Source organism: Pseudomonas sp. BIGb0164, assembly GCF_024810135.1.
Lineage (GTDB): Bacteria > Pseudomonadota > Gammaproteobacteria > Pseudomonadales > Pseudomonadaceae > Aquipseudomonas.
In genome coordinates this window covers 59,676-78,729 of record NZ_JANUEA010000011.1, presented here as the reverse complement: position 1 = coordinate 78,729, position 19,054 = coordinate 59,676, and the positions used below count along the sequence as shown (strand labels likewise).

The window sequence follows — 19,054 nt, the reverse complement described above, 5'->3', positions numbered from 1 at the left end:
GTGCGTTCAGCCGGCATTAAACCTGCTGCGCGGCGCAGAGAGAAGTACCTTGGCTGCAATAAATCCGGCGAGCGCACCAAACAGATGCCCCTCGAACGAAACGCCCTGGCGCGGCAGGAAGCCAAAGACCAGGCCGCCATACAGCAGCGCTACGACGCCGGCCGTGATCAGGTTGGTCCAGCTCCGGTGGAACCAGGCACGTGACAACAGGTAGGCCCACAGCCCGAATACCCAGCCGCTGGCGCCGATGTGCACGCCACTGAAACCGAACAGCCAGACCAGCGCGCCGCCCAGCAGAATAATGATCAGGCTGACGGTCACGAATCGGTTGAACCCTTCGATCATCACCAAGGTGCCCAGTACCAAAAAGGCAATCAGGTTCGCGCTCAGGTGAGCCAAGGACCCGTGCAAAAACGGTGAAGTGAGGATGCCGAACAGGCCCGGCACCGTCCTGGGGATCAAGCCAAAGGCCATGAGGCTGTAACCGGTCGCCACGTTGAACAGCTGCAGTGCGACCATCAGCAGGGCAAGGCCTGCGATCATCTTGAAACCCTTGAGGGCGTCCATCCTGACCTCGACGTAAAAAGAAAGGGCCGAGAATAGGCCCTCCCTGTTGCGGCATTATTTACTCAGCCGACTTCTGCTTCAGGCGCTCCAGAATCGCATTGGCGCTGCCTTCGTTCGGCGTGATGCCGGCTTCGCGCAACTTGCGTTCCAGGTCAGTCCCCGTCGAGGCCTCGGCCAGTTCGTCCTGGGCTTCCAGTTCAGCGGCGCGTTGCTGCTGCTTGGCTTGCAAGCGGTTCAGCGTACCAACGGCCGTCTCCAACTTGCCGTTGGCGCCGCCACTGGCGATGGACGCGCTGACCTGAGCCTTTTGTACGCTTTCACGCGCCTTGGCCATGTCCACTTGCTGGCGCAGGCTTTTGATCCGGCTCTCGGCCTTGGTGATGTCCTTGCGCATGCTGTCGGCGTAACCACCGAATTCGGCGGCTTGCTTCTGCTCGGCGTCGCGCTCGTTGGTCAGGGTCGAAATGGCTTCGGCCACTTCCAGGGCCAGGTCTTCGCGGTTGGCCTGGATGGCGGCCATCGCCTTGGTCTCCAGGTCCGTGATCTTGGCGTCGTACTCGCCGACACGATCGTTGGCCAGCTTGTGCTTGGCCATGATGCTGACCAGCTCACGCTTGGCATTGGCCAGCGCGGTGTCGGCATCGCGGATTTCCTGGTCGAGGATGCGCAGGGCTTGTTGGTCGACGATTGCTTCGCCGACTTCGCTGGCACCGCCACGCAGCGCGGTGAACAGTTTGCTCCAGATGGACTGAGTCATCAGATACTCCCGAATACTTAATTGAAGAAACGTTCGAAGGCTTCGCTGGCACGCTGCACGTTGTCGACGAGGGTTTTCACCTCGGTCACGATGTTGGTGAGGCTGGAGTCAGAACTCAGCGCACCGAACATGTTGTAAACAACTTGCCCGTTGGGCATGGACTCGATGCCGATGGAAGACAGCGGGAACATCTCCCGGCTGCGCAGCACGGCGTCATTGAATTTTTCGACGTTGTTGATGGACTCGACGTCGACCAGCACGGTGTCGACGATGATCTGCTCGCCCACCACCGCGATGTAAATCGGCAAGCCGCCGAAGTCGTTCATTTCCAGCTTGATGCTGGACTCCGAGCCTTGAACCAGAGAAAGCGTGATGTCGTTGGAAACCACTTCGTCCAGGGCCTGCAGCGCCGTGAACAGTCGATCGATGTTCCAGTTAGTGCCTGCGCTCATGTAAATCTCCGACATGAATGAGCCAGCCAGGATCGGCTGGCGGAGCTGTTTCTCCATCTGCTTGAGCAGGCTTCGGTTTTCGGGAAGCACCCAAGTCTCGTGTTTCACATAACCGGCGGCCGCCAGGCCCGCGCGCATCTGCTTCATGTAGAAGCTCGACGGTTTTTTCGCGGACGGTTTCAAGCGCTCTCCCTGAAGGCTTGCTGAATCGGTATCGGGCCCTGCGGGCTGACCCGATGGAGAGCTGCTTTTCATGGTGCTGACCTCGTTGTGAAAAACTCACGCGTGAGAAAATCTACAGGCAATTTTCGCCACACTCAATAGCTCACGCGTGAGATTTTTTGTCTCATATTTCCCTGCGACGAACACCATCAGAACGATTAGTAGCCTGGCAATTGTCTCTTTTGAGTTGACGGTATTACCTGTTTCAGCCGATTTATCCCTCATCGCCTACCCATTAATCTGTGCCCATGTTGAACGCAACGCCCAACCCACTTAAACAAAAAAGGATTTCAACCATGAGCACTCCAACCTACAACCGCTTGAACAAAGACGACGCCATCGTATTGCTGGTCGACCACCAGACCGGCCTGATCTCCCTGGTGCAGGACTTTTCGCCCAACGAGTTCAAGAACAACGTGCTGGCCCTGGCGGACCTGGCCAAGTTCTTCAACCTGCCGACCATCCTCACCACCAGCTTCGAACAAGGCCCCAACGGCCCGCTGGTGCCCGAGCTGAAAGAGATGTTCCCGGACGCGCCGTACATCGCCCGCCCTGGCCAGATCAACGCATGGGACAACGAAGACTTCGTCAAAGCGATCAAGGCCACCGGCCGCAAGCAGATCATCATTGCCGGTGTGGTCACCGATGTGTGCGTAGCGTTCCCAACCTTGTCGGCGTTGGCGGAAGGGTTCGAAGTGTTCGTAGTGACTGACGCCTCGGGCACCTTCAACACCACGGTGCAGCAGGCGGCCTGGAGCCGCATGACCCAGGCAGGCGCGCAACTGATGAACTGGTTCTCGGTGGCCTGTGAGCTGCACCGTGACTGGCGCAACGACATCGAAGGCTTGGGGAATCTGTTGTCCCAGCGCATTCCCAACTACCGCAACTTGATGAATGGGTACGCGGCGCTGACGGCGCGCAAGGATTGATTAAACACCGCACACAAAGCCTGCCCTGAAAAGCAGGCTTTTTTGTTTAGTGGGCCGCCAACTCCCGCTCAATCTGCTCGATGCTTGGCAAACTGGTTTGCAACTCCGCGGGCAACGACTCAACCAGTTGATATTCCGCTACGCCAATTGGCCGGTTGTTGTCGCGCAATGCATATTCGGCGACGACTTCGTTCTTGCCCTTGCACAACAGCAGACCGATGGTGGGCCCGTCGTGAGGATGTTTAAGCTGGGCATCGACGGCCGCGAGGTAAAAGCTCAGCTTCCCCAAATGCTCCGGTTTGAACTTGCCCGTTTTAAGCTCGATCACGACGTAGCAGCGCAGTTTCAAATGGTAGAACAGCAGATCAACAAAGAACTCATCCCCCCCGACATCCAGCAACACTTGCTGGCCGACGAAGGCGAAACCCGCGCCCAGTTCCAGCAGAAAGTCGGTGACGTGTTTGATCAGGGCATTTTCAATGTCGCGCTCCTGCGCATCCAACCCCAGGCTCAGGAAATCAAAGCGATAAGGGTCTTTCAGAGACTCCCGCGCCAGATCGGATTGCGGTTTAGGCAGGTGATTTTCGAAATTGCTGACCGCCTTGCCGCTGCGCTCCAGCAAGCGGTTTTCGATGTGCACCACCAGCGAGTTACGCGACCAATTGTTTTCTATCGCCTGGGCGATGTACCAGCGGCGGGTTTCGGGGCCAGGGAGCTTGTCGAGCAATACCACATTGTGACCCCAGGGCAATTGTGCAGCAGCTTGTTGCACAAATTCAGGGTCTGGCCACGCCTCGGCAAAAGCACGCATGTACTTGAGATTGCGCGGTGAAAAACCCTTCATTGCAGGAAACGCTGCACGCAGATCCTGGGCAAGCCGATCAATGACTTTACTGCCCCAGCCCTGCTCCGCCTGGCGGGTCAAAATGTCGTGGCCAAGCTGCCAATAGAGCAACACCAGTTCTCGATTCACGGCCAGTGTTGCGCGTTGTTGCGCCGTGTGGATACGGCCTTTCAAGTCCGTCAACCAGTCGCTGTAGCCCGTAGGCGGTGGGGTCAAGCCGATACCGGGTTCGCTCATGCCGTTTCGCTCTTTGAGTGTTGAGGCAGGCTAGTCAGGGGCATTGACGGCCACAAGGGGCCAAGCGCGCACAAGGAAGGACCTTTCAAACGATACCGAAATACCCTGCTGGCCATGGCGGCCCTACGCCTTGACTCTCCCCTATACGGCAGCCCTTACCCTGAAACACCCTATTTCAGGACTCACCCATGACGCCGCGCACCCTGGTTATCCTCGGCCACCCTTCAACGTCCAGCTTTTGCTCCGCTCTGGCCGACACCTGCATCCAGGCCGCAAAAACCGCCGGCCATGAAGTCCGCGTCCTACGCTTGGGCGAGCTGGTTTTCGACCTCAATCTGCACAGCGGCTACACCCAGCCCCAACCACTGGAACCCGACCTGCTCAGCGCCCAAGCCGACATCCTCTGGGCCACCCACCTGACCTTCATCTTCCCCATCTGGTGGGGCGGTATTCCGGCGTTGATGAAGGGCTTCATTGACCGAATCTTCCTACCCGGCTTCGCCTTCAAATACCGCAAGGGCAAGGCTTTCCCCGACAAGCTGTTGCTCGGCCGCACCGCACATTTGTTAGTGACCCTGGACACGCCGCCATGGTATTACCGCTGGTTCTATCGCATGCCGGGCGTCCACCAGATGCGCAAGACCACCTTGGTGTTTTGTGGCATCAAGCCTGTCAAGACGCTGCTGTTCGGACCGGTGCTGGGCTCTACGCCGGCGCAGCGAACAAAGTGGTTAAAGCAGGCGGGCGCACTCGTTGAAAAAGGGAGTGTTCATGTACATCGGCAAAGCCGCGCAACTGTCGGGCACGACCGTCAAGGCGATCCGTCACTATGAGGCGATTGGGCTGCTGCCCGCGCCGCAACGCCAGGGGCAGTACCGGGTGTATTCGGCGCAGAGTGTCGAGCGGTTGATGTTTATCAAGTGCGCGCAGCAATTGGGTTTCAAGCTCAAGGAGTTGCAGCAAATCCTGCAGGACCACCCGGGCGATGTGCTGCCATGGGAACGTGCCGACCAGGCCATCGCTGCCAAGAAACAAGCGTTGGCCACGCAGATTGCGACCTTGCAGAAGATGCACAAAGGGTTACAGGCCTTTGAGACGCAACTTAAGGATGCGCAAGGGCAATACTCGACGCCAACCGCGCTGCTGGGCAATAAGGCCATGGCTCATTGCACGGTGGCTATGCAGGCCAACGAGTCCCGATGAACAGTCAACCAAGCCCCTCCACCTTCGAACGCGATCAACAGGCACTGGATTGGTGGACACGACTGCGCAGCGATGACGTCACCGCCCACGAGCGCAATACGTTCGAACTGTGGCGCCTGGACCCGCTGAATACCAACGTCTACAAAAAATGCCGAGATGCTCTGGCGCTTGCTCGAACGGCCCGCTCATTTGCCCAGAATCCCCATGTCTGCTAGTGTCGCGCCGGTTTACCGTCTACCGGAATAGCCGCCATGGCCCGCAAAAAAGTTGCACTCGATTTCGAACAATCCCTCGCCGACCTGCAAACCCTGGTCGAGCGTCTGGAGAACGGCGAGTTGTCGCTGGAAGACTCGTTGACAGCGTTTGAGCAAGGCATCGGCCTGACCCGTGACTGCCAGAGCGCCCTGGCGCAGGCGGAGCAGAAGGTGCAGGTGCTGCTTGAACGTGACGGGGAGTTGGCCGAAGAGCCTTTCGATGCGGAACAGCCAGAATGATCGACGCGTATCAGGCCAGTAGCCAAGCCCGGGTCAATGCGGCGCTTGCGCCCTTGTTTGTTGCGCCAAGCCCGGAAATGAACCGCCTCTATGAGGCCATGCGCTACAGCGTGATGAACGGCGGCAAGCGCGTGCGCCCGTTGCTGGCCTATGCCGCGTGCGAAGCCCTGGGTGCGCCGGCCGAACAGGCCAATGGCGCCGCCTGTGCAGTGGAGCTGATTCACGCCTATTCCCTGGTGCATGACGACCTGCCGGCGATGGACGATGACGACCTGCGTCGCGGCCAGCCCACCACCCACAAAGCCTTTGATGAAGCCTATGCGATCCTGGCCGGTGACGGCCTGCAGAGCCTGGCGTTCAGCGCCTTGCTGGACCCGAGCTTGAGCAGCGTCAATGCCGAGATCCGCCTACGCATGGTGACGAAGCTGGCCCACGCAGCGGGCCCGGCCGGTATGGTCGGCGGGCAGGCCATCGACATGGGTTCGGTCAGCCTCAAGCTCGACCAGCAAGCCCTTGAGCACATGCACCGCCACAAGACCGGCGCGCTGATCGAAGCCGCCGTGGAACTGGGCGCACTGGCCAGCGGCCAAGCGACCGCTGCGCAATTGGCCGCCTTGCAGACCTACTCCCGCGCCATCGGCCTGGCGTTCCAGGTGCAAGACGACATTCTCGACGTAGAAAGTGACACCGCCACCCTGGGCAAGCGCCAAGGTGCCGACATCGCACGGGACAAACCGACTTATCCTGCGCTGCTCGGCCTGGACGCGGCCAAGGCCTACGCGCTGGAACTGCGCGACCTGGCCCTGGACGCCCTGCGACCTTTCGACGCGGCGGCCGAGCCACTGCGTGACCTGGCGCGGTATATCGTCGAACGTCGCCACTGATAACGGCGGCCTTTACGGCCGCATATCGGCCAAGTTCGGCGCTCTGCGTGGGCAGTTTGCGATGCTTGAGGTAAACTGCCGCCTCTTCTATACCTATAACGATTCGCCTGATGCCCACGACGTTTCAAGAGATTCCCCGCAAGCGCCCGTCCACGCCCCTGCTTGACCGTGCTGTCACGCCGGCCGGCCTGCGTCGACTGGGTGAAGCCGAGCTGGAAACCCTGGCCGATGAGTTGCGCCTAGAATTGCTCTACACGGTCGGCCAGACCGGTGGGCATTTCGGTGCCGGCCTGGGCGTCATCGAGCTGACCATCGCCCTGCATTACGTGTTCGACACCCCGGATGACCGGCTGGTGTGGGACGTGGGCCATCAGGCGTATCCGCACAAGATCCTCACCGGTCGCCGCGAGCAGATGGGCACCCTGCGCCAGAAGGACGGCATTGCCGCCTTCCCGCGCCGCTCCGAAAGCGAGTACGACACCTTTGGCGTCGGCCACTCCAGCACGTCCATCAGTGCAGCGCTGGGCATGGCCATTGCCGCCCGCCTGCAAGGCAGCGATCGCAAGGCGATTGCGGTGATTGGCGACGGCGCGCTGACCGCCGGCATGGCGTTCGAAGCGCTGAACCATGCGCCGGAAGTGGACGCCAACATGCTGGTGATCCTCAACGACAACGACATGTCGATCTCGCGCAATGTCGGTGGCCTGTCCAATTACCTGGCAAAAATTCTTTCCAGCCGCACCTATGCCAGCATGCGTGAAGGCAGCAAGAAGGTGCTCTCGCGTCTGCCCGGCGCGTGGGAAATTGCCCGCCGTACCGAAGAGTACGCCAAAGGCATGCTGGTGCCCGGCACCCTGTTCGAAGAGCTGGGCTGGAACTACATCGGCCCGATCGACGGCCACGACCTGCCCACCCTGATCGCCACGCTGCGCAACATGCGTGACCTCAAGGGCCCGCAGTTCCTGCACATCGTCACCAAGAAAGGCAAAGGCTTCGCCCCGGCGGAAGTCGACCCGATCGGTTACCACGCCATCACCAAGCTGGAACCCCTGGACGCCCCCGCCGCTGCGCCGAAAAAAGCCAGCGGGCCGAAGTATTCCGGTGTGTTCGGCGAATGGCTGTGCGACATGGCCGCTGCCGACCCACGCCTGGTGGGGATTACCCCGGCGATGAAGGAAGGCTCCGATCTGGTGGCGTTCAGCGAGCGTTTCCCGCTGCGCTACTTCGACGTGGCAATTGCCGAACAGCACGCGGTGACCTTTGCGGCCGGCATGGCCTGCGAAGGCGCCAAGCCGGTGGTGGCGATCTACTCCACCTTCCTGCAGCGCGGCTACGACCAACTGGTCCACGATGTCGCGGTACAGAACCTTGACGTGCTGTTCGCCATCGACCGCGCAGGCCTGGTGGGCGAAGACGGCCCGACCCACGCCGGCAGCTTCGATTTGTCCTACCTGCGCTGCATCCCCGGCATGCTGGTGATGACGCCGAGCGACGAAAACGAACTGCGCAAGATGCTCAGCACCGGCCACCTGTACAACGGCCCGGCCGCCGTGCGCTACCCACGCGGCAACGGCCCGAATGCGGTGATCGAGAAGGACCTTGAACCTATCGAGATCGGCAAGGGCATCGTGCGTCGTCAAGGCGGCAAGACCGCGTTCCTGGTGTTCGGCGTGCAATTGGCCGAGGCCCTGAAGGTGGCCGAGAAGCTCGACGCCACCGTGGTCGACATGCGTTTCGTCAAACCTTTGGATGAAGACCTGGTGCGTGAGATTGCCGGCAGCCATGAGTTGCTGGTGACCGTCGAAGAAAACGCCATCATGGGCGGCGCCGGTGCGGCAGTCAGCGAATTCCTGGCGCGGGAGAACATCCTCAAGTCGGTACTGCACCTGGGCTTGCCGGATGTGTACGTCGAACACGCCAAGCCGGCGCAGATGCTGGCTGAATGCGGGTTGGACGAGGCCGGGATCGAGGCGTCGGTGCGCGAACGCCTGGCGCTGCTGGGCCTGTAGCCCAATCCCTCGATCGAAACCGGATCAAAATGTGGGAGCGGGCTTGCCCGCGAATACGGTGGATCAGCCAGCTTATTGGTAGCTGACCCACCGCATTCGCGGGCAAGCCCGCTCCCACATTTGTTTTGTGTCGACTTCAAACGCTAAGGACAGACCATGAAACGCCTGCACCTCGCCTTGCTGCTTCTCCCCACCCCCGAACTGCTCGCCGACACCCGCGACCAGGCCTTGAGCCTCCCCGACGTGGTCATCACCGCCAACCGCCAGGTACAGGCGCGCAACGACAGCAGCGCCGCCAACACCGTGTTCACCCGCGACGATATCGACCGCCTGCAACCCACCAGCGTCACCGACCTGCTGAGCCGCGTGCCCGGCGTGCAAATCGCACAAACCGGTGGGCGCGGCAGTTTGCCGGGGGTGTTCATTCGCGGCACAAAGTCAGCCCAAAGCCTGGTGCTGGTGGATGGCCAGCGCATCGCCAACGCTACCTCGGGCGACAGTGGGTTGCAGTTCCTCAGCGTCGACCAGATTGAGCGGGTGGAAGTGTTGCGCGGTTCGCGCTCGGTGATCTACGGCAGTGATGCCATCGGCGGGGTCATCCAGATTTTCACCCGGCGCAACGCCCAGGCCGGCGTTCATCCGCGCCTGCATGTGGGCTTTGGCAGCAATCAGACGTGGGAACGCAGCCTCGGCCTGTCCGGCGGCGATGAACGCACGCGCTTCAACCTCGGCGCCAGCCTGGATGAAACCCAAGGCATCAACTGGACCCATGAGTCGTTTGCCAGCGATGGCGATCATGATGCCTACCGCAACAAGTCCTTGAGCCTGAACCTCAGCCACTCGTTGAGCGATGACCTCGAAGTGGGCTTCAACCTGTTGGATGGCCGGGGCAAGTCGGAATACGACAACCCGTTCGGGCGCTACGTCAGCCCTGCAGAAACCGTCGGCCAGAAGCCCTACACCGACTACACCGTGAGCAGCGCCAGCGGTTATGTCGATGCAAAGCTCAACGACCGCTGGCAGACCCGCCTGGAACTGGGCCACAGCGAGAACCGCGACAAGAAGCGCGATCACCTCAGCGATGAGGGCAGCGCCTTCAACACTTATCGCGACTCGGTGAACTGGCAGAACGACCTGACCCTGGATGACCGCAACAGCCTGATCCTCGGTGGCGACTGGTACGAAGACCGCGTGCGCGCCAGCACTGACTTCGACGAAGACAGCCGCTGGAACCGTGCGGTGTTCATCCAGCATCGTTTCGAGGCCGAGCGGTTTTCCACCGAGCTGGGCCTGCGCCACGACACCAACCAGCAGTTCGGCAGCCAGAACACCTGGAGTGGCACCCTGACCGTGCCGCTGAACCCGGACAACGACGTGCTGCTGTCCTACAGCGAAGGCTTCCGCGCGCCCAGTTTCAATGACTTGTACTACCCCGGCAGCAGCAACCCCGACCTCAAGCCGGAACACTCAAAAACCTACGAGGTGCAGTGGCGCAGCCAGCTGAGCGATACCACGCGCCTGGAAACCTCGCTGTATCGCACCGACCTGAAAGACGCCATCGTCGCCCAGCCGGTGGACTTCTACATCCCGCACAACGTGGCGTCCGCACGGATCAACGGCTTTGAAGCGGCGCTCAAGCAGCAGTTGTTCGGCTGGCAAGGCAATCTGGGCGTCTCGATCATCGACCCTCGCGACCGTGACAGCGGCCATACCCTGGCCCGTCGGGCGCGGCGCACGCTGAACCTGGATGTGGATCGGCAGTTTGACAAGCTGGGGGTGGGTGCCAGCTGGCAGGCCATCAGCCACAGCTATGACGATGAGGAAAACCGCAATCGGCTGGGTGGCTATGCCTTGCTGGGGCTGCGTAGCAGCTGGGCGTTGAACCGGGAGGTGCTGCTTTCGTTCAAGGTTGATAACGTGTTGGACAAGGCCTATGCGCGGGCGATGTACAGCTACCAGGACCCGAATTTCGAGAACAACCAGTATTATCGTGAAGAGGGTCGGGTGTGGAGGGTTGGGGTGACTTGGACGCCTGATATCTGAGTGGGCAGGTCCGGCCTCATCGCAGGCAAGCCAGCTCCCACAGGGGAAACGCGTTCCAAATGTGGGAGCAGGCTTGCCTGCGATAGCGGTATTACAGGCCCGGCGCTATCACCTGACACAACCGCCCCACCGCCTCCACCATCTGCCCACTCGGCCGCTCCAGCCCTTTATCCGGCACCAGCCGCACCCGCCCAGCCATCGCCGGCCAGACCTTCCAGGCGTCCTTCTGCACCTGATCGCCCACCAGAATCATCTGCGGGTCACGCTGCAACACCGACTCAACACTCACCTGCGGCGCCGGCAGCTTGAGGTCATCGAACACATTGCGCGCGCCGCACACGCTCAACGCATCGCTGATGATCTGCCCACCGCCCACGGTGTACAGCGGCTGGTTCCACACCTGGTAAAACACGCGCAAGGGCTCGGCGCGCTGATAGCGCTGACGCAACTCGGCCAGGCGCTGGTGCAGTTGTGCGGCCAGTTGTCGACCCGCCTCAGCACGCCCTAATTGGTCAGCGATGGCCTGGACCTGGGTAGTCAGTTGCTCAAGGCTGTGGGGTTCGGCGACGTACACCGGGATATTCAGGCGTTGCAGCTGTTCGCGCTGGGCCGGGCCGACGCTGCCGGGCCAGAGCAGGATCAGATCCGGCTTGAGGCTGAGCAGGCGTTCCATGTCCAACTGACCGTAATGCCCCACTGAGGGCACGCTGGCCAAGGCCGCAGGCCGATCGCCGCCGTCGAGCACGCCCACCAGCAGGTCGGCAGCGCCCAGTTCAACCACGATTTCAGAAAGAGACGGCGCCAAACTGATGACACGCTCGGCCGCCAGCACCGGCGCACTCAACACCAGCAGCAGAAGCGCCAGCCCGTAACGCCTCATCCCAGCTGACGTGGAATGCGATAGAGGTAGAACAGCACCAGCGTCGACAGGGCCAACAGAAACAGCGGCACCGCTTCCAGGCCGACAAACACCGCCAACGCGCCGATCCACGCGGGAATGGCGGCAATCAGCAAGGCTGCACGCCGACGAGCCGCCAGGGTGATCCAGGCGGCTGGTTCGTCGGGGGTGTCGAGGGCTTTGGAAGTGGCGATCAGCGCGTGTTTATAGCCGTGGAAATACCGCAGGCTCAGAAACATCGAGGCCACGCCGGCAATAAAGAACGGCATGGCCAATACGGGAAGCAATGATTCAGCCTGGCCAAACACCAGGTTGATCACAAACAGCGGGAGCAGCGCCAGGGCCAGGTACTGCCACCAATTGAAGGACAGTCGCCGTTTCACCTGGCCACGGGTCACGCGCGGTCGACCTCGCCCTGATGCTCGTTGCCCATCATGTGGTCGAGCTTGCTGGCCTTGGTGGCCAGGTACAGTTTGTTGTGCGGGTTGTGCCCGGTGTGCAGTGGCACGCGCTCGGCCACGGTGATACCCATGTCGGTCAAGGCTTTGACCTTGCGCGGGTTGTTGGTCATCAGGCGCAGAGATTTGACGCCCAGGTGCTCCAGCATCGGCAGGCAGATCGCGTAGTCGCGCTGGTCAGCGGCAAACCCCAGGCGCTCGTTGGCTTCAACGGTGTCGGCGCCGCCGTCTTGCAGCTCGTACGCACGGATCTTGTTCATCAGGCCGATACCGCGGCCTTCCTGGCGCAGGTAAAGCAGAACGCCACGGCCTTCGCGGGCGATGGCACGCATCGCGGCTTCCAGTTGCGAACCGCAATCGCAGCGCTGGCTGAACAGCGCGTCACCGGTCAGGCATTCGGAATGCACACGACCCAGCACCGGCGCGCCGTCAGCGATGTCGCCCAGGCTGAGCACAACGTGCTCGCGGCCGGTGGCTTCTTCGAGAAAGCCGTTCATGGTGAACGTGGCAAAAGGGGTAGGCAGCTTGGAAGCGGCGACGAAAACGACGGGCACCGTGTGCTCCTGATTTCAGTTTTTACGATGACGGCCATTGTAACAGCAGGTTCCTACAGACGCTTAAGCTGAATTATCGCTGATAAAGATCAATCGGTTCGATTGGCCTTCATCCCGGTTCTATGCCCATCAGAACGGATACGGCTGTTTCCAGCGCTCGAAAATCGGTTTCAACTCCCCGTTTTTCACCAGCGTCGCCATGCGCTGGTCATACACAGCCATCAACGCCCGGCCGCGTTCGTTATCAGCAAACCCCACGTACAGCGGCAGTTCGGCGATGTGGGTGAGCTTGAATTGCGCGGGGTCGTCGGCCTGGCCGAGCACGTACTGGGCTTCGCTGAGGGCGTCGATGTAAAAGTCTGCGCGGGCGTGCTGCAGCATCGGCAGGATGCCGTCACGGCGTTCGATCTGGTTGAAGCGGTGCACGTTGGGCAAGTACTCCTCGTACTTGTAGCCGCGCACCCAGGCCAGGCGGTAGTTGCCCAGCGTGGCCACGCTGGGCGTCGGCGCAGTGGCCAGCCCGAGGGCGTAGATGTGGTCGGAGTCGAAGTTCCAGTGGGGGTACACCACGCCAGTCGCTTCATCACGGTAGGAACCGACCCAGCCATCCACTTCGCCGCGCTGGGCCAGGCCGACCGAACGGGTATAGGGCACGCTGCGGGTTTGCAGGGTGATCCCAGCGGGCTCGAACACCTGGCGCAACACATCCCACGCCAGACCGCTGCCGTCTTTGTTGGTGTAGTCGTTCCACTCTTCGCTGGCCAGCATGATCTTGCCAGGTACCGGGGCCTCGTCCGCGCGCACAAGTGTCGCGACCGAGCACAGCACAATCAGCAGCCAACGGCGCACATCCATGGTGACAACCTCCTACACCTTGAGAACCGTATAGAGGGTAGCGCAGCTCGCCGAATCAGGGCGTCTCGCTGAAGTGTTGATAGCCGCGCACGGCCGGGGTGATGTCCTGCCCTTGGGCATCGAGCAGTGTCACGCCCTGCCCCGCCTCGACACGGCCGATCACATGCACCGGCCAACCGCTCGCCAACAAGGGCGCCAGTTCGGCAGGCGGCAGGGTGAACGCCAGCACGTAATCATCCCCGCCGCTCAGCGCGGCCACGCGAGCGGCCTCATCCCCGACAAACGCCAGCAAGGCCTGGGACAACGGCAAGGCCTGGCGCTCGATCAACAGGTGGGCGGCCGACGCCTTGGCGATATGCCCGCAATCGGCCAACAGCCCGTCGGAGATGTCCATCGCAGACGTCGCCTTGCCCCGCAGCGCCAGCCCCAGGGCCAGCTGCGGCTGCGGTGACCAGTAATGGGCCAGCAACGGCTCGGCGACGGCGGCGTCAGCGACGCGCTGGCCCAGGACCAGCGGCAAGGCGCCGGCCGCATTGCCCAGCTCACCGCCGACACACAGCAGGTCACCGGGTTTTGCACCGCTGCGCGTCAGCGCCTGCCCGGCCGGCACACGGCCGAACACGGTCAGGGTCAGGCTCAACGGCCCGCGCGTGGTGTCGCCGCCCACCAAGCCCACACCGCAGCTTTGCGCCATGGCATTCAACCCCTGGGCATAGCGTTGCAGCCAATCGGCATCGACCGTCGGCGTGGTAAGGGCAAGAGTAAATGCAAGAGGGTGCGCGCCCATGGCGGCCAAGTCGCTCACCGCCACGGCCAACGAGCGCTGGCCAAGCAGGAACGGATCACAGGGGTCGGCAAAGTGCACGCCGGCCACCAAAGTATCCGTGGAAATTGCCAACTGCTCCCCGGCGGGGAGCGCCAGCAAGGCGCAGTCATCACCGATCCCCAACGCAATGCCTTCGCCGCCTTGCGCACAGGGCGCGGTGGCGAAGTAGTTGCGGATCAGCTCAAACTCACCCATTCAGGATTCAAGCGCTTAGCGCTTGTACGCCTTCACTTCGGCTTCACGCAGGCGCGGGGCCAGCTTGTCGAGCACGCCGTTGACGAACTTGTGGCCGTCGGTCGAACCGTAGACTTTCGCCAGTTCGATGCCTTCGTTGATCACCACGCGGTACGGCACGTCGACGCGATACAGCAGTTCCCAGGCCGACAGGCGCATCACGCACAGCTCAACCGGGTCCAGCTCTTCGATGGTCAGGTCCAGGCAAGGTGCCAGGGCCGTGTCGATCTCGGTCAGGTGGGCATGCACACCGTGCAGGATGTCGTGGAAGTACGGCAGGTCGGCAAAGGTGAAATCGTTGTCGACGCGAAACTGTGCTTCGATCTCGTTCAACGAAGCGCCGGCCAGGTGACGCTGGTACAGCGCCTGGGTCGCCAATTGACGAGCAGCGCGACGCTTCTCGTTCTTGGACGGCTTGCCAGCATCGGCTGGGCGTGGCTCGCGCGGGTTGAAACGATCGCTCTCGTCGGAAATCACTTGGCCTCCAACTGCGACAGCAGGCTGACCATTTCCAGGGCGGACAGGGCAGCTTCAGCGCCTTTGTTACCGGCCTTGGTGCCGGAACGCTCGATGGCTTGCTCGATGGAATCAACGGTCAGTACGCCGAACGCAACCGGCACGCCGAACTCCATGGACACCTGGGCCAGGCCCTTGGTGCACTCGCCCGCCACGTATTCGAAGTGCGGGGTACCGCCACGAATGACCGCGCCCAGGGCGATGATTGCCGCGTATTCACCCTGTTGAGCAACTTTTTGCGCAACCAGTGGAATTTCGAAGGCGCCAGGGGCACGGATCAGGGTGATGTCGCTTTCGCTCACACCGTGGCGAACCAGGGCGTCCACGGCACCGCTTACCAGGCTTTCAACAACGAAGCTGTTGAAGCGGCCAACCACCAGGGCGTAGCGGCCTTTGGGGGCGATGAAGGTACCTTCGATGGTCTTCAGGGTCATTCGACAAATCTCTTAAAGAGCAGGGACGCGAAAAGTGCGTCCCTCAGTGATGTGTTAACCGCGAACAAGGGGCAAAAATCGCCGGCCTTTATTCGGAGGGCACGTATTCTACTACTTCCAGATCGAAACCGGATATCGCATTAAATTTCATTGGCGCACTCATCAGGCGCATTTTGCGCACGCCGAGGTCACGCAGGATCTGCGAACCGGCACCGACGATGCTGTAGGTGGTCGGCGTCTTGACCTGGGTGTGCTCGGCGGTTTCACGGATATGCGCCAGCAGCACATCACCATCCACCGGGTTGCCCAACAGCAGCACCACACCGCTGCCCGCCTCGGAAACCGCGGCCATGGCGGCTCGCAGGCTCCAACGGCCCGGTTGCTTGACCATCAACAGGTCGCGCAAGGGGTCCATGTTGTGTACCCGCACCAGGGTCGGCTCTTCGGCGCAAATGGTGCCCAGGGTCAGGGCCATGTGCACGTCGCCTTCCACTGAATCACGGTAGGTCACCAAATTGAATTGGCCCAGTTCGCTGTCCAGCGGCTGCTCGGCAATCCGCTGAACGGTACGTTCGTGGATCATGCGGTAGTGGATCAGGTCGGCAATGGTGCCGATCTTGATGTCGTGTTCGGCGGCAAAGGCTTCGAGTTCAGCGCGACGGGCCATGGTGCCGTCGTCGTTCATCACTTCGCAGATCACGCCGCTTGGCTCGAACCCGGCCATGCGCGCGAGGTCGCAGGCAGCTTCGGTGTGGCCGGCACGGGCCAGGGTGCCGCCCGGCTGGGCCATCAGCGGGAAGATGTGGCCAGGGCTGACAATGTCTTCGGCCTTGGCGTCCTTGGCGGCAGCGGCTTGCACGGTGCGCGCGCGGTCAGCCGCAGAAATACCGGTGGTGACGCCGGTGGTCGCTTCGATAGACACGGTGAACTTGGTGCCAAAACCCGACCCGTTGCGCGGCGCCATCAATGGCAGCTTCAGCAACTCGCAGCGCTCGCGGCTCATGGGCATGCAGATCAGCCCACGGGCGTGCTTGGCCATGAAGTTGATGTGCTCAGGCTTGCAGGCCTCGGCGGCCATGATGATGTCGCCTTCGTTCTCGCGGTCTTCGTCATCCATCAGGATGACCATCTTGCCTTGGCGGATGTCTTCAACCAGTTCTTCGATGCTATTGAGCGCCACGTGGCACCCCCTTGGTCAGGATTTCAGGTAGCCGTTAGCGGCCAGAAAACTTTCAGTGATATTACCGGCAGTAGGCTCTGCGGCCTTTTCGCCCAGCAACAGGCGCTCCAGGTAACGGGCCAGCAAGTCCACTTCCAGGTTCACCCGGCGACCCGGCTGGTAAGACGCCATGATGGTTTCGCTGAGGGTGTGGGGAATGATGGTCAGTTCAAATTCGGCGCCGTTCACGGCGTTCACGGTGAGGCTGGTGCCGTCGACGGTGATCGAGCCTTTGTGGGCGATGTACTTGGCCAGTTCTTTGGGTGCGCGAATGCGAAATTCCACGGCACGTGCGTTTTCGCTGCGGGAGACCACTTCGCCGACGCCGTCGACATGGCCGCTGACCAGGTGGCCGCCCAGGCGGGTGGTCGGGGTCAGGGCTTTTTCCAGGTTGACCGGGCTGCCGGCCTTGAGGTCGTTCATCGCGGTGCAGTCCAGGGTTTCCCGGCTGACGTCGGCGGCGAAACCGTTGCCTGGCAGTTCGATGACGGTGAGGCACACGCCGCTGACGGCGATGCTGTCGCCCAGCTTGACGTCACCCAGGTCCAGCTTGCCGGTTTCAACCAGCAGGCGAACGTCGCCGCCTTTGGGGGTCATGGCGCGGATGCTGCCGATGGATTCGATGATGCCGGTGAACATGGCCTTCTCCTGGAATACGGTACGGGGCGCTTGAGCGCCCGGTCAGAATTATACGCTCGCTGCTGGCACAGGGATGGCAGTGACTCGCCAGTCGTCGCCTACAGCGCGCATTTGCGTGATCTTGAGTTGGGGGGCGTCCGCCAGTTTCTCAAGCGGCCAGTCGAGCAGAGGCCGGGCGGCGGAGCCGAGGAACTTGCCGGCGACGAATATCACGTACTCGTCCACCAGGCCTTGCTGGGCAAACGCGCCCGCCAGGCTCGGGCCGGCCTCCACCAGCACCTCGTTGACGCCACGGGCGGCCAACGCCACCAGGGCCGAGCGCAGGTCAACCTGGCCATCCACGCCCGGCACCACCAGGCACTCGGGACCACGGGGGAATTGGTTTTCCGGGGTTACGCAAGTAATGACCAATGCCGGGCCAGCCTTGAAGAACGGCGCGTTGAGCGGCACGCGCAGGCGGCCATCGATCAACACGCGCAGCGGCGGACGCGACATGGCCAGGGCGGTGGTTGCTTCATCCAGGCCCAACTCGGCGGCGCGCACGGTCAGACGTGCACCGTCGGCCAGCACGGTGTCGGCGCCGGTCAGCACCACGCTGGCCTCGGCGCGCAGGCGTTGCACCGCTGCGCGGGCGTCGGGGCCGGTGATCCATTGGCTTTCGCCGCTGGCCATCGCGGTGCGCCCGTCCAGGCTCATCGCCAGCTTGACCCGCACAAACGGCAAGCCGTGTTCCATGCGTTTGAGGAAGCCCGGGTTCAGTGCACGGGCTTCCTGCTCCAGCACGCCGCTGCGGGTCTCGATGCCCGCCTGGGCCAGACGCTGCATGCCGCGCCCCGCCACTTCCGGGTTGGGGTCCTGCATGCCGGCGACCACGCGCGCCACACCCGCACTCACCAGCGCGTCGGCGCAGGGCGGCGTGCGGCCGTGGTGGCTGCACGGCTCAAGGGTCACGTACACCGTCGCACCGCGCGCCTTGTCGCCAGCGGCGCGCAGGGCATTGGGTTCGGCATGGGGCTCGCCGGTGCGCTCATGCCAGCCTTCGCCGACAATTTGCCCATCCCGCACAATCACGCAGCCCACCCGAGGGTTGGGATGGGTGGTGTACAGGCCTTTGCGGGCCAGTTCCAGGGCGCGGGCCATGTAATGGGCGTCGAGGACAGCTTGTTCAGCGCTAGGCGAATTCATTCTTTGGCAGGCTCACGGGCCAGGCGGTCGATCTCTTCGCGGAACTCGTTGAGGTCCTGGAAGCGTCGATACACCGAGGCGAAACGGATGTAGGCAACTTCGTCGAGCTTTTGCAGCTCGCCCATCACCAGTTCTCCAACCACCAGGCTCTTGACCTCGCGCTCGCCGGTCGCACGCAGTTTGTGCTTGATGTGCACCAGCGCCGCTTCCAGGCGCTCGACACTCACCGGGCGTTTTTCCAGGGCGCGCTGCATACCGGCACGCAGTTTTTCTTCGTCGAAAGGTTGGCGGCTGCCGTCGGACTTGATCAGACGAGGCAACACCAGCTCGGCGGTTTCGAAGGTGGTGAAACGCTCACCGCAGGCCAGGCATTCGCGCCGGCGACGCACTTGATCGCCCTCGGCGACCAGACGCGAGTCAATGACCTTGGTGTCGTTGGCACCGCAGAAGGGACAGTGCATGGTTGGCAGGCAACAAAAAAAGGGAGGGCCATGGTAGCGCATCCCTGTGGCAAGACAAGCCATAGCCTTTACGGTATATAGGCTGGCTTATATGTTTCTTTGTGTTCAAGTCACGGATTTTGCCCTCTCTGGAG

Annotated in this window: 23 protein-coding genes; 8 read left to right on the top strand and 15 right to left on the bottom strand. The window is 62.0% G+C overall.

Translation table 11 applies throughout. The annotated features are described in order from the left end of the window. Nucleotides 1-6 precede the first annotated feature (6 nt). The 3 genes from M2394_RS26040 to M2394_RS26030 are packed head-to-tail and all read right to left on the bottom strand — an operon-like array spanning nt 7 to nt 1,923. Entirely contained in the window at nt 7-567 is a 561-nt protein-coding gene (locus M2394_RS26040; RefSeq protein ID WP_176999291.1) for a rhomboid family intramembrane serine protease, read from the bottom strand. Nucleotides 568-625: 58 nt separating this feature from the next. Continuing rightward, complete coding sequence (locus M2394_RS26035) at nt 626-1,324, bottom strand: PspA/IM30 family protein (RefSeq protein ID WP_176999290.1); 699 nt, start codon at nt 1,322-1,324, stop codon at nt 626-628. Nucleotides 1,325-1,341: 17 nt separating this feature from the next. Beyond that, nucleotides 1,342-1,923 (bottom strand): YjfI family protein, encoded by a 582-nt coding sequence (locus M2394_RS26030; protein WP_176999307.1) that lies wholly within the window; start codon nt 1,921-1,923, stop codon nt 1,342-1,344. Nucleotides 1,924-2,294: 371 nt separating this feature from the next. Between M2394_RS26030 and ycaC the strand changes: the two genes are divergently transcribed. After that, on the top strand, nt 2,295-2,927 hold the full coding sequence (gene ycaC / locus M2394_RS26025; RefSeq protein ID WP_176999289.1) for an isochorismate family cysteine hydrolase YcaC: 633 nt from the start codon (nt 2,295-2,297) through the stop codon (nt 2,925-2,927). Between the two features lie 46 nt (nt 2,928-2,973). Here the strand turns inward: ycaC and M2394_RS26020 are convergent, their stop codons facing one another. Further along, nucleotides 2,974-4,008: a YhcG family protein gene (locus M2394_RS26020; RefSeq protein WP_259175082.1), complete on the bottom strand. Its 1,035-nt coding sequence runs from the start codon at nt 4,006-4,008 to the stop codon at nt 2,974-2,976. Between the two features lie 188 nt (nt 4,009-4,196). Here M2394_RS26020 and M2394_RS26015 point away from each other — a divergent pair, with 188 nt between their 5' ends. From M2394_RS26015 to M2394_RS25985, 7 genes are all read left to right on the top strand, one after another. After that, nucleotides 4,197-4,841: an NAD(P)H-dependent oxidoreductase gene (locus M2394_RS26015; protein WP_259175081.1), complete on the top strand. Its 645-nt coding sequence runs from the start codon at nt 4,197-4,199 to the stop codon at nt 4,839-4,841. Beyond that, nucleotides 4,780-5,211, top strand: coding sequence for a MerR family transcriptional regulator (locus tag M2394_RS26010; RefSeq protein ID WP_259175080.1), 432 nt, complete (start codon nt 4,780-4,782; stop codon nt 5,209-5,211). Before M2394_RS26015 ends, M2394_RS26010 begins: the two co-directional genes overlap by 62 nt. Then, the gene (locus M2394_RS26005; RefSeq protein ID WP_259175079.1) at nt 5,208-5,426 is read left to right on the top strand and encodes a FecR/PupR family sigma factor regulator; all 219 of its coding nucleotides are present in this window, start codon (nt 5,208-5,210) and stop codon (nt 5,424-5,426) included. Before M2394_RS26010 ends, M2394_RS26005 begins: the two co-directional genes overlap by 4 nt. A 36-nt stretch (nt 5,427-5,462) precedes the next feature. Next, entirely contained in the window at nt 5,463-5,705 is a 243-nt protein-coding gene (locus tag M2394_RS26000) for an exodeoxyribonuclease VII small subunit (RefSeq protein ID WP_003176346.1), read from the top strand. Next, nucleotides 5,702-6,589 (top strand): (2E,6E)-farnesyl diphosphate synthase, encoded by an 888-nt coding sequence (gene ispA, locus M2394_RS25995; protein ID WP_259175077.1) that lies wholly within the window; start codon nt 5,702-5,704, stop codon nt 6,587-6,589. Before M2394_RS26000 ends, ispA begins: the two co-directional genes overlap by 4 nt. A gap of 110 nt (nt 6,590-6,699) precedes the next feature. Continuing rightward, complete coding sequence (gene dxs, locus M2394_RS25990) at nt 6,700-8,598, top strand: 1-deoxy-D-xylulose-5-phosphate synthase (RefSeq protein WP_259175076.1); 1,899 nt, start codon at nt 6,700-6,702, stop codon at nt 8,596-8,598. A 156-nt stretch (nt 8,599-8,754) separates the two neighbouring features. Then, on the top strand, nt 8,755-10,641 hold the full coding sequence (locus M2394_RS25985; protein ID WP_259175075.1) for a TonB-dependent receptor domain-containing protein: 1,887 nt from the start codon (nt 8,755-8,757) through the stop codon (nt 10,639-10,641). A gap of 91 nt (nt 10,642-10,732) precedes the next feature. Here M2394_RS25985 and M2394_RS25980 read toward each other — a convergent pair whose 3' ends face one another. The 11 genes from M2394_RS25980 to nrdR form a co-directional block, all read right to left on the bottom strand. Next, nucleotides 10,733-11,521: a cobalamin-binding protein gene (locus M2394_RS25980; RefSeq protein ID WP_259175073.1), complete on the bottom strand. Its 789-nt coding sequence runs from the start codon at nt 11,519-11,521 to the stop codon at nt 10,733-10,735. Then, entirely contained in the window at nt 11,518-11,937 is a 420-nt protein-coding gene (locus M2394_RS25975) for an MFS transporter (protein WP_178924284.1), read from the bottom strand. The genes M2394_RS25980 and M2394_RS25975 overlap by 4 nt, the downstream gene beginning before the upstream one ends. Continuing rightward, entirely contained in the window at nt 11,934-12,551 is a 618-nt protein-coding gene (gene ribA, locus M2394_RS25970; protein ID WP_095013680.1) for a GTP cyclohydrolase II, read from the bottom strand. The genes M2394_RS25975 and ribA overlap by 4 nt, the downstream gene beginning before the upstream one ends. Before the next feature lie 129 nt (nt 12,552-12,680). Beyond that, the gene (locus tag M2394_RS25965) at nt 12,681-13,406 is read right to left on the bottom strand and encodes an ABC transporter substrate-binding protein (RefSeq protein ID WP_259175072.1); all 726 of its coding nucleotides are present in this window, start codon (nt 13,404-13,406) and stop codon (nt 12,681-12,683) included. A gap of 55 nt (nt 13,407-13,461) precedes the next feature. Next, on the bottom strand, nt 13,462-14,427 hold the full coding sequence (gene thiL / locus M2394_RS25960; protein WP_259175071.1) for a thiamine-phosphate kinase: 966 nt from the start codon (nt 14,425-14,427) through the stop codon (nt 13,462-13,464). A gap of 15 nt (nt 14,428-14,442) precedes the next feature. Continuing rightward, nucleotides 14,443-14,943 (bottom strand): transcription antitermination factor NusB, encoded by a 501-nt coding sequence (gene nusB, locus M2394_RS25955; RefSeq protein WP_178924278.1) that lies wholly within the window; start codon nt 14,941-14,943, stop codon nt 14,443-14,445. Beyond that, complete coding sequence (ribE, locus tag M2394_RS25950) at nt 14,940-15,416, bottom strand: 6,7-dimethyl-8-ribityllumazine synthase (RefSeq protein WP_003194576.1); 477 nt, start codon at nt 15,414-15,416, stop codon at nt 14,940-14,942. The genes nusB and ribE overlap by 4 nt, the downstream gene beginning before the upstream one ends. Nucleotides 15,417-15,504: 88 nt before the next feature. Beyond that, complete coding sequence (gene ribBA, locus M2394_RS25945) at nt 15,505-16,596, bottom strand: bifunctional 3,4-dihydroxy-2-butanone-4-phosphate synthase/GTP cyclohydrolase II (RefSeq protein ID WP_176999278.1); 1,092 nt, start codon at nt 16,594-16,596, stop codon at nt 15,505-15,507. Between the two features lie 15 nt (nt 16,597-16,611). Further along, the gene (locus M2394_RS25940) at nt 16,612-17,274 is read right to left on the bottom strand and encodes a riboflavin synthase (protein WP_016973956.1); all 663 of its coding nucleotides are present in this window, start codon (nt 17,272-17,274) and stop codon (nt 16,612-16,614) included. A gap of 48 nt (nt 17,275-17,322) precedes the next feature. Continuing rightward, nucleotides 17,323-18,459: a bifunctional diaminohydroxyphosphoribosylaminopyrimidine deaminase/5-amino-6-(5-phosphoribosylamino)uracil reductase RibD gene (ribD, locus tag M2394_RS25935; protein ID WP_178924277.1), complete on the bottom strand. Its 1,137-nt coding sequence runs from the start codon at nt 18,457-18,459 to the stop codon at nt 17,323-17,325. After that, nucleotides 18,456-18,920: a transcriptional regulator NrdR gene (gene nrdR / locus M2394_RS25930; RefSeq protein ID WP_010206843.1), complete on the bottom strand. Its 465-nt coding sequence runs from the start codon at nt 18,918-18,920 to the stop codon at nt 18,456-18,458. Before nrdR ends, ribD begins: the two co-directional genes overlap by 4 nt. Nucleotides 18,921-19,054: the final 134 nt, after the last annotated feature.

Bases quoted from the DNA above. Each gene is read 5' to 3' on its own strand.
- thiL (WP_259175071.1), bottom strand. From the start codon at position 14,427: ATGGGTGAGTTTGAGCTGATCCGCAACTACTTCGCCACCGCGCCCTGT.
- M2394_RS26020 (WP_259175082.1), bottom strand. From the start codon at position 4,008: ATGAGCGAACCCGGTATCGGCTTGACCCCACCGCCTACGGGCTACAGC.
- M2394_RS26005 (WP_259175079.1), top strand. From the start codon at position 5,208: ATGAACAGTCAACCAAGCCCCTCCACCTTCGAACGCGATCAACAGGCA.
- ribE (WP_003194576.1), bottom strand. From the start codon at position 15,416: ATGACCCTGAAGACCATCGAAGGTACCTTCATCGCCCCCAAAGGCCGC.
- M2394_RS26010 (WP_259175080.1), top strand. From the start codon at position 4,780: ATGTACATCGGCAAAGCCGCGCAACTGTCGGGCACGACCGTCAAGGCG.
- M2394_RS26035 (WP_176999290.1), bottom strand. From the start codon at position 1,324: ATGACTCAGTCCATCTGGAGCAAACTGTTCACCGCGCTGCGTGGCGGT.
- ycaC (WP_176999289.1), top strand. From the start codon at position 2,295: ATGAGCACTCCAACCTACAACCGCTTGAACAAAGACGACGCCATCGTA.
- dxs (WP_259175076.1), top strand. From the start codon at position 6,700: ATGCCCACGACGTTTCAAGAGATTCCCCGCAAGCGCCCGTCCACGCCC.
- nrdR (WP_010206843.1), bottom strand. From the start codon at position 18,920: ATGCACTGTCCCTTCTGCGGTGCCAACGACACCAAGGTCATTGACTCG.
- M2394_RS25940 (WP_016973956.1), bottom strand. From the start codon at position 17,274: ATGTTCACCGGCATCATCGAATCCATCGGCAGCATCCGCGCCATGACC.
- M2394_RS26030 (WP_176999307.1), bottom strand. From the start codon at position 1,923: ATGAAGCAGATGCGCGCGGGCCTGGCGGCCGCCGGTTATGTGAAACAC.
- M2394_RS25965 (WP_259175072.1), bottom strand. From the start codon at position 13,406: ATGGATGTGCGCCGTTGGCTGCTGATTGTGCTGTGCTCGGTCGCGACA.
- M2394_RS25985 (WP_259175075.1), top strand. From the start codon at position 8,755: ATGAAACGCCTGCACCTCGCCTTGCTGCTTCTCCCCACCCCCGAACTG.
- M2394_RS26015 (WP_259175081.1), top strand. From the start codon at position 4,197: ATGACGCCGCGCACCCTGGTTATCCTCGGCCACCCTTCAACGTCCAGC.
- ispA (WP_259175077.1), top strand. From the start codon at position 5,702: ATGATCGACGCGTATCAGGCCAGTAGCCAAGCCCGGGTCAATGCGGCG.
- M2394_RS26000 (WP_003176346.1), top strand. From the start codon at position 5,463: ATGGCCCGCAAAAAAGTTGCACTCGATTTCGAACAATCCCTCGCCGAC.
- M2394_RS25980 (WP_259175073.1), bottom strand. From the start codon at position 11,521: ATGAGGCGTTACGGGCTGGCGCTTCTGCTGCTGGTGTTGAGTGCGCCG.
- ribD (WP_178924277.1), bottom strand. From the start codon at position 18,459: ATGAATTCGCCTAGCGCTGAACAAGCTGTCCTCGACGCCCATTACATG.
- M2394_RS26040 (WP_176999291.1), bottom strand. From the start codon at position 567: ATGGACGCCCTCAAGGGTTTCAAGATGATCGCAGGCCTTGCCCTGCTG.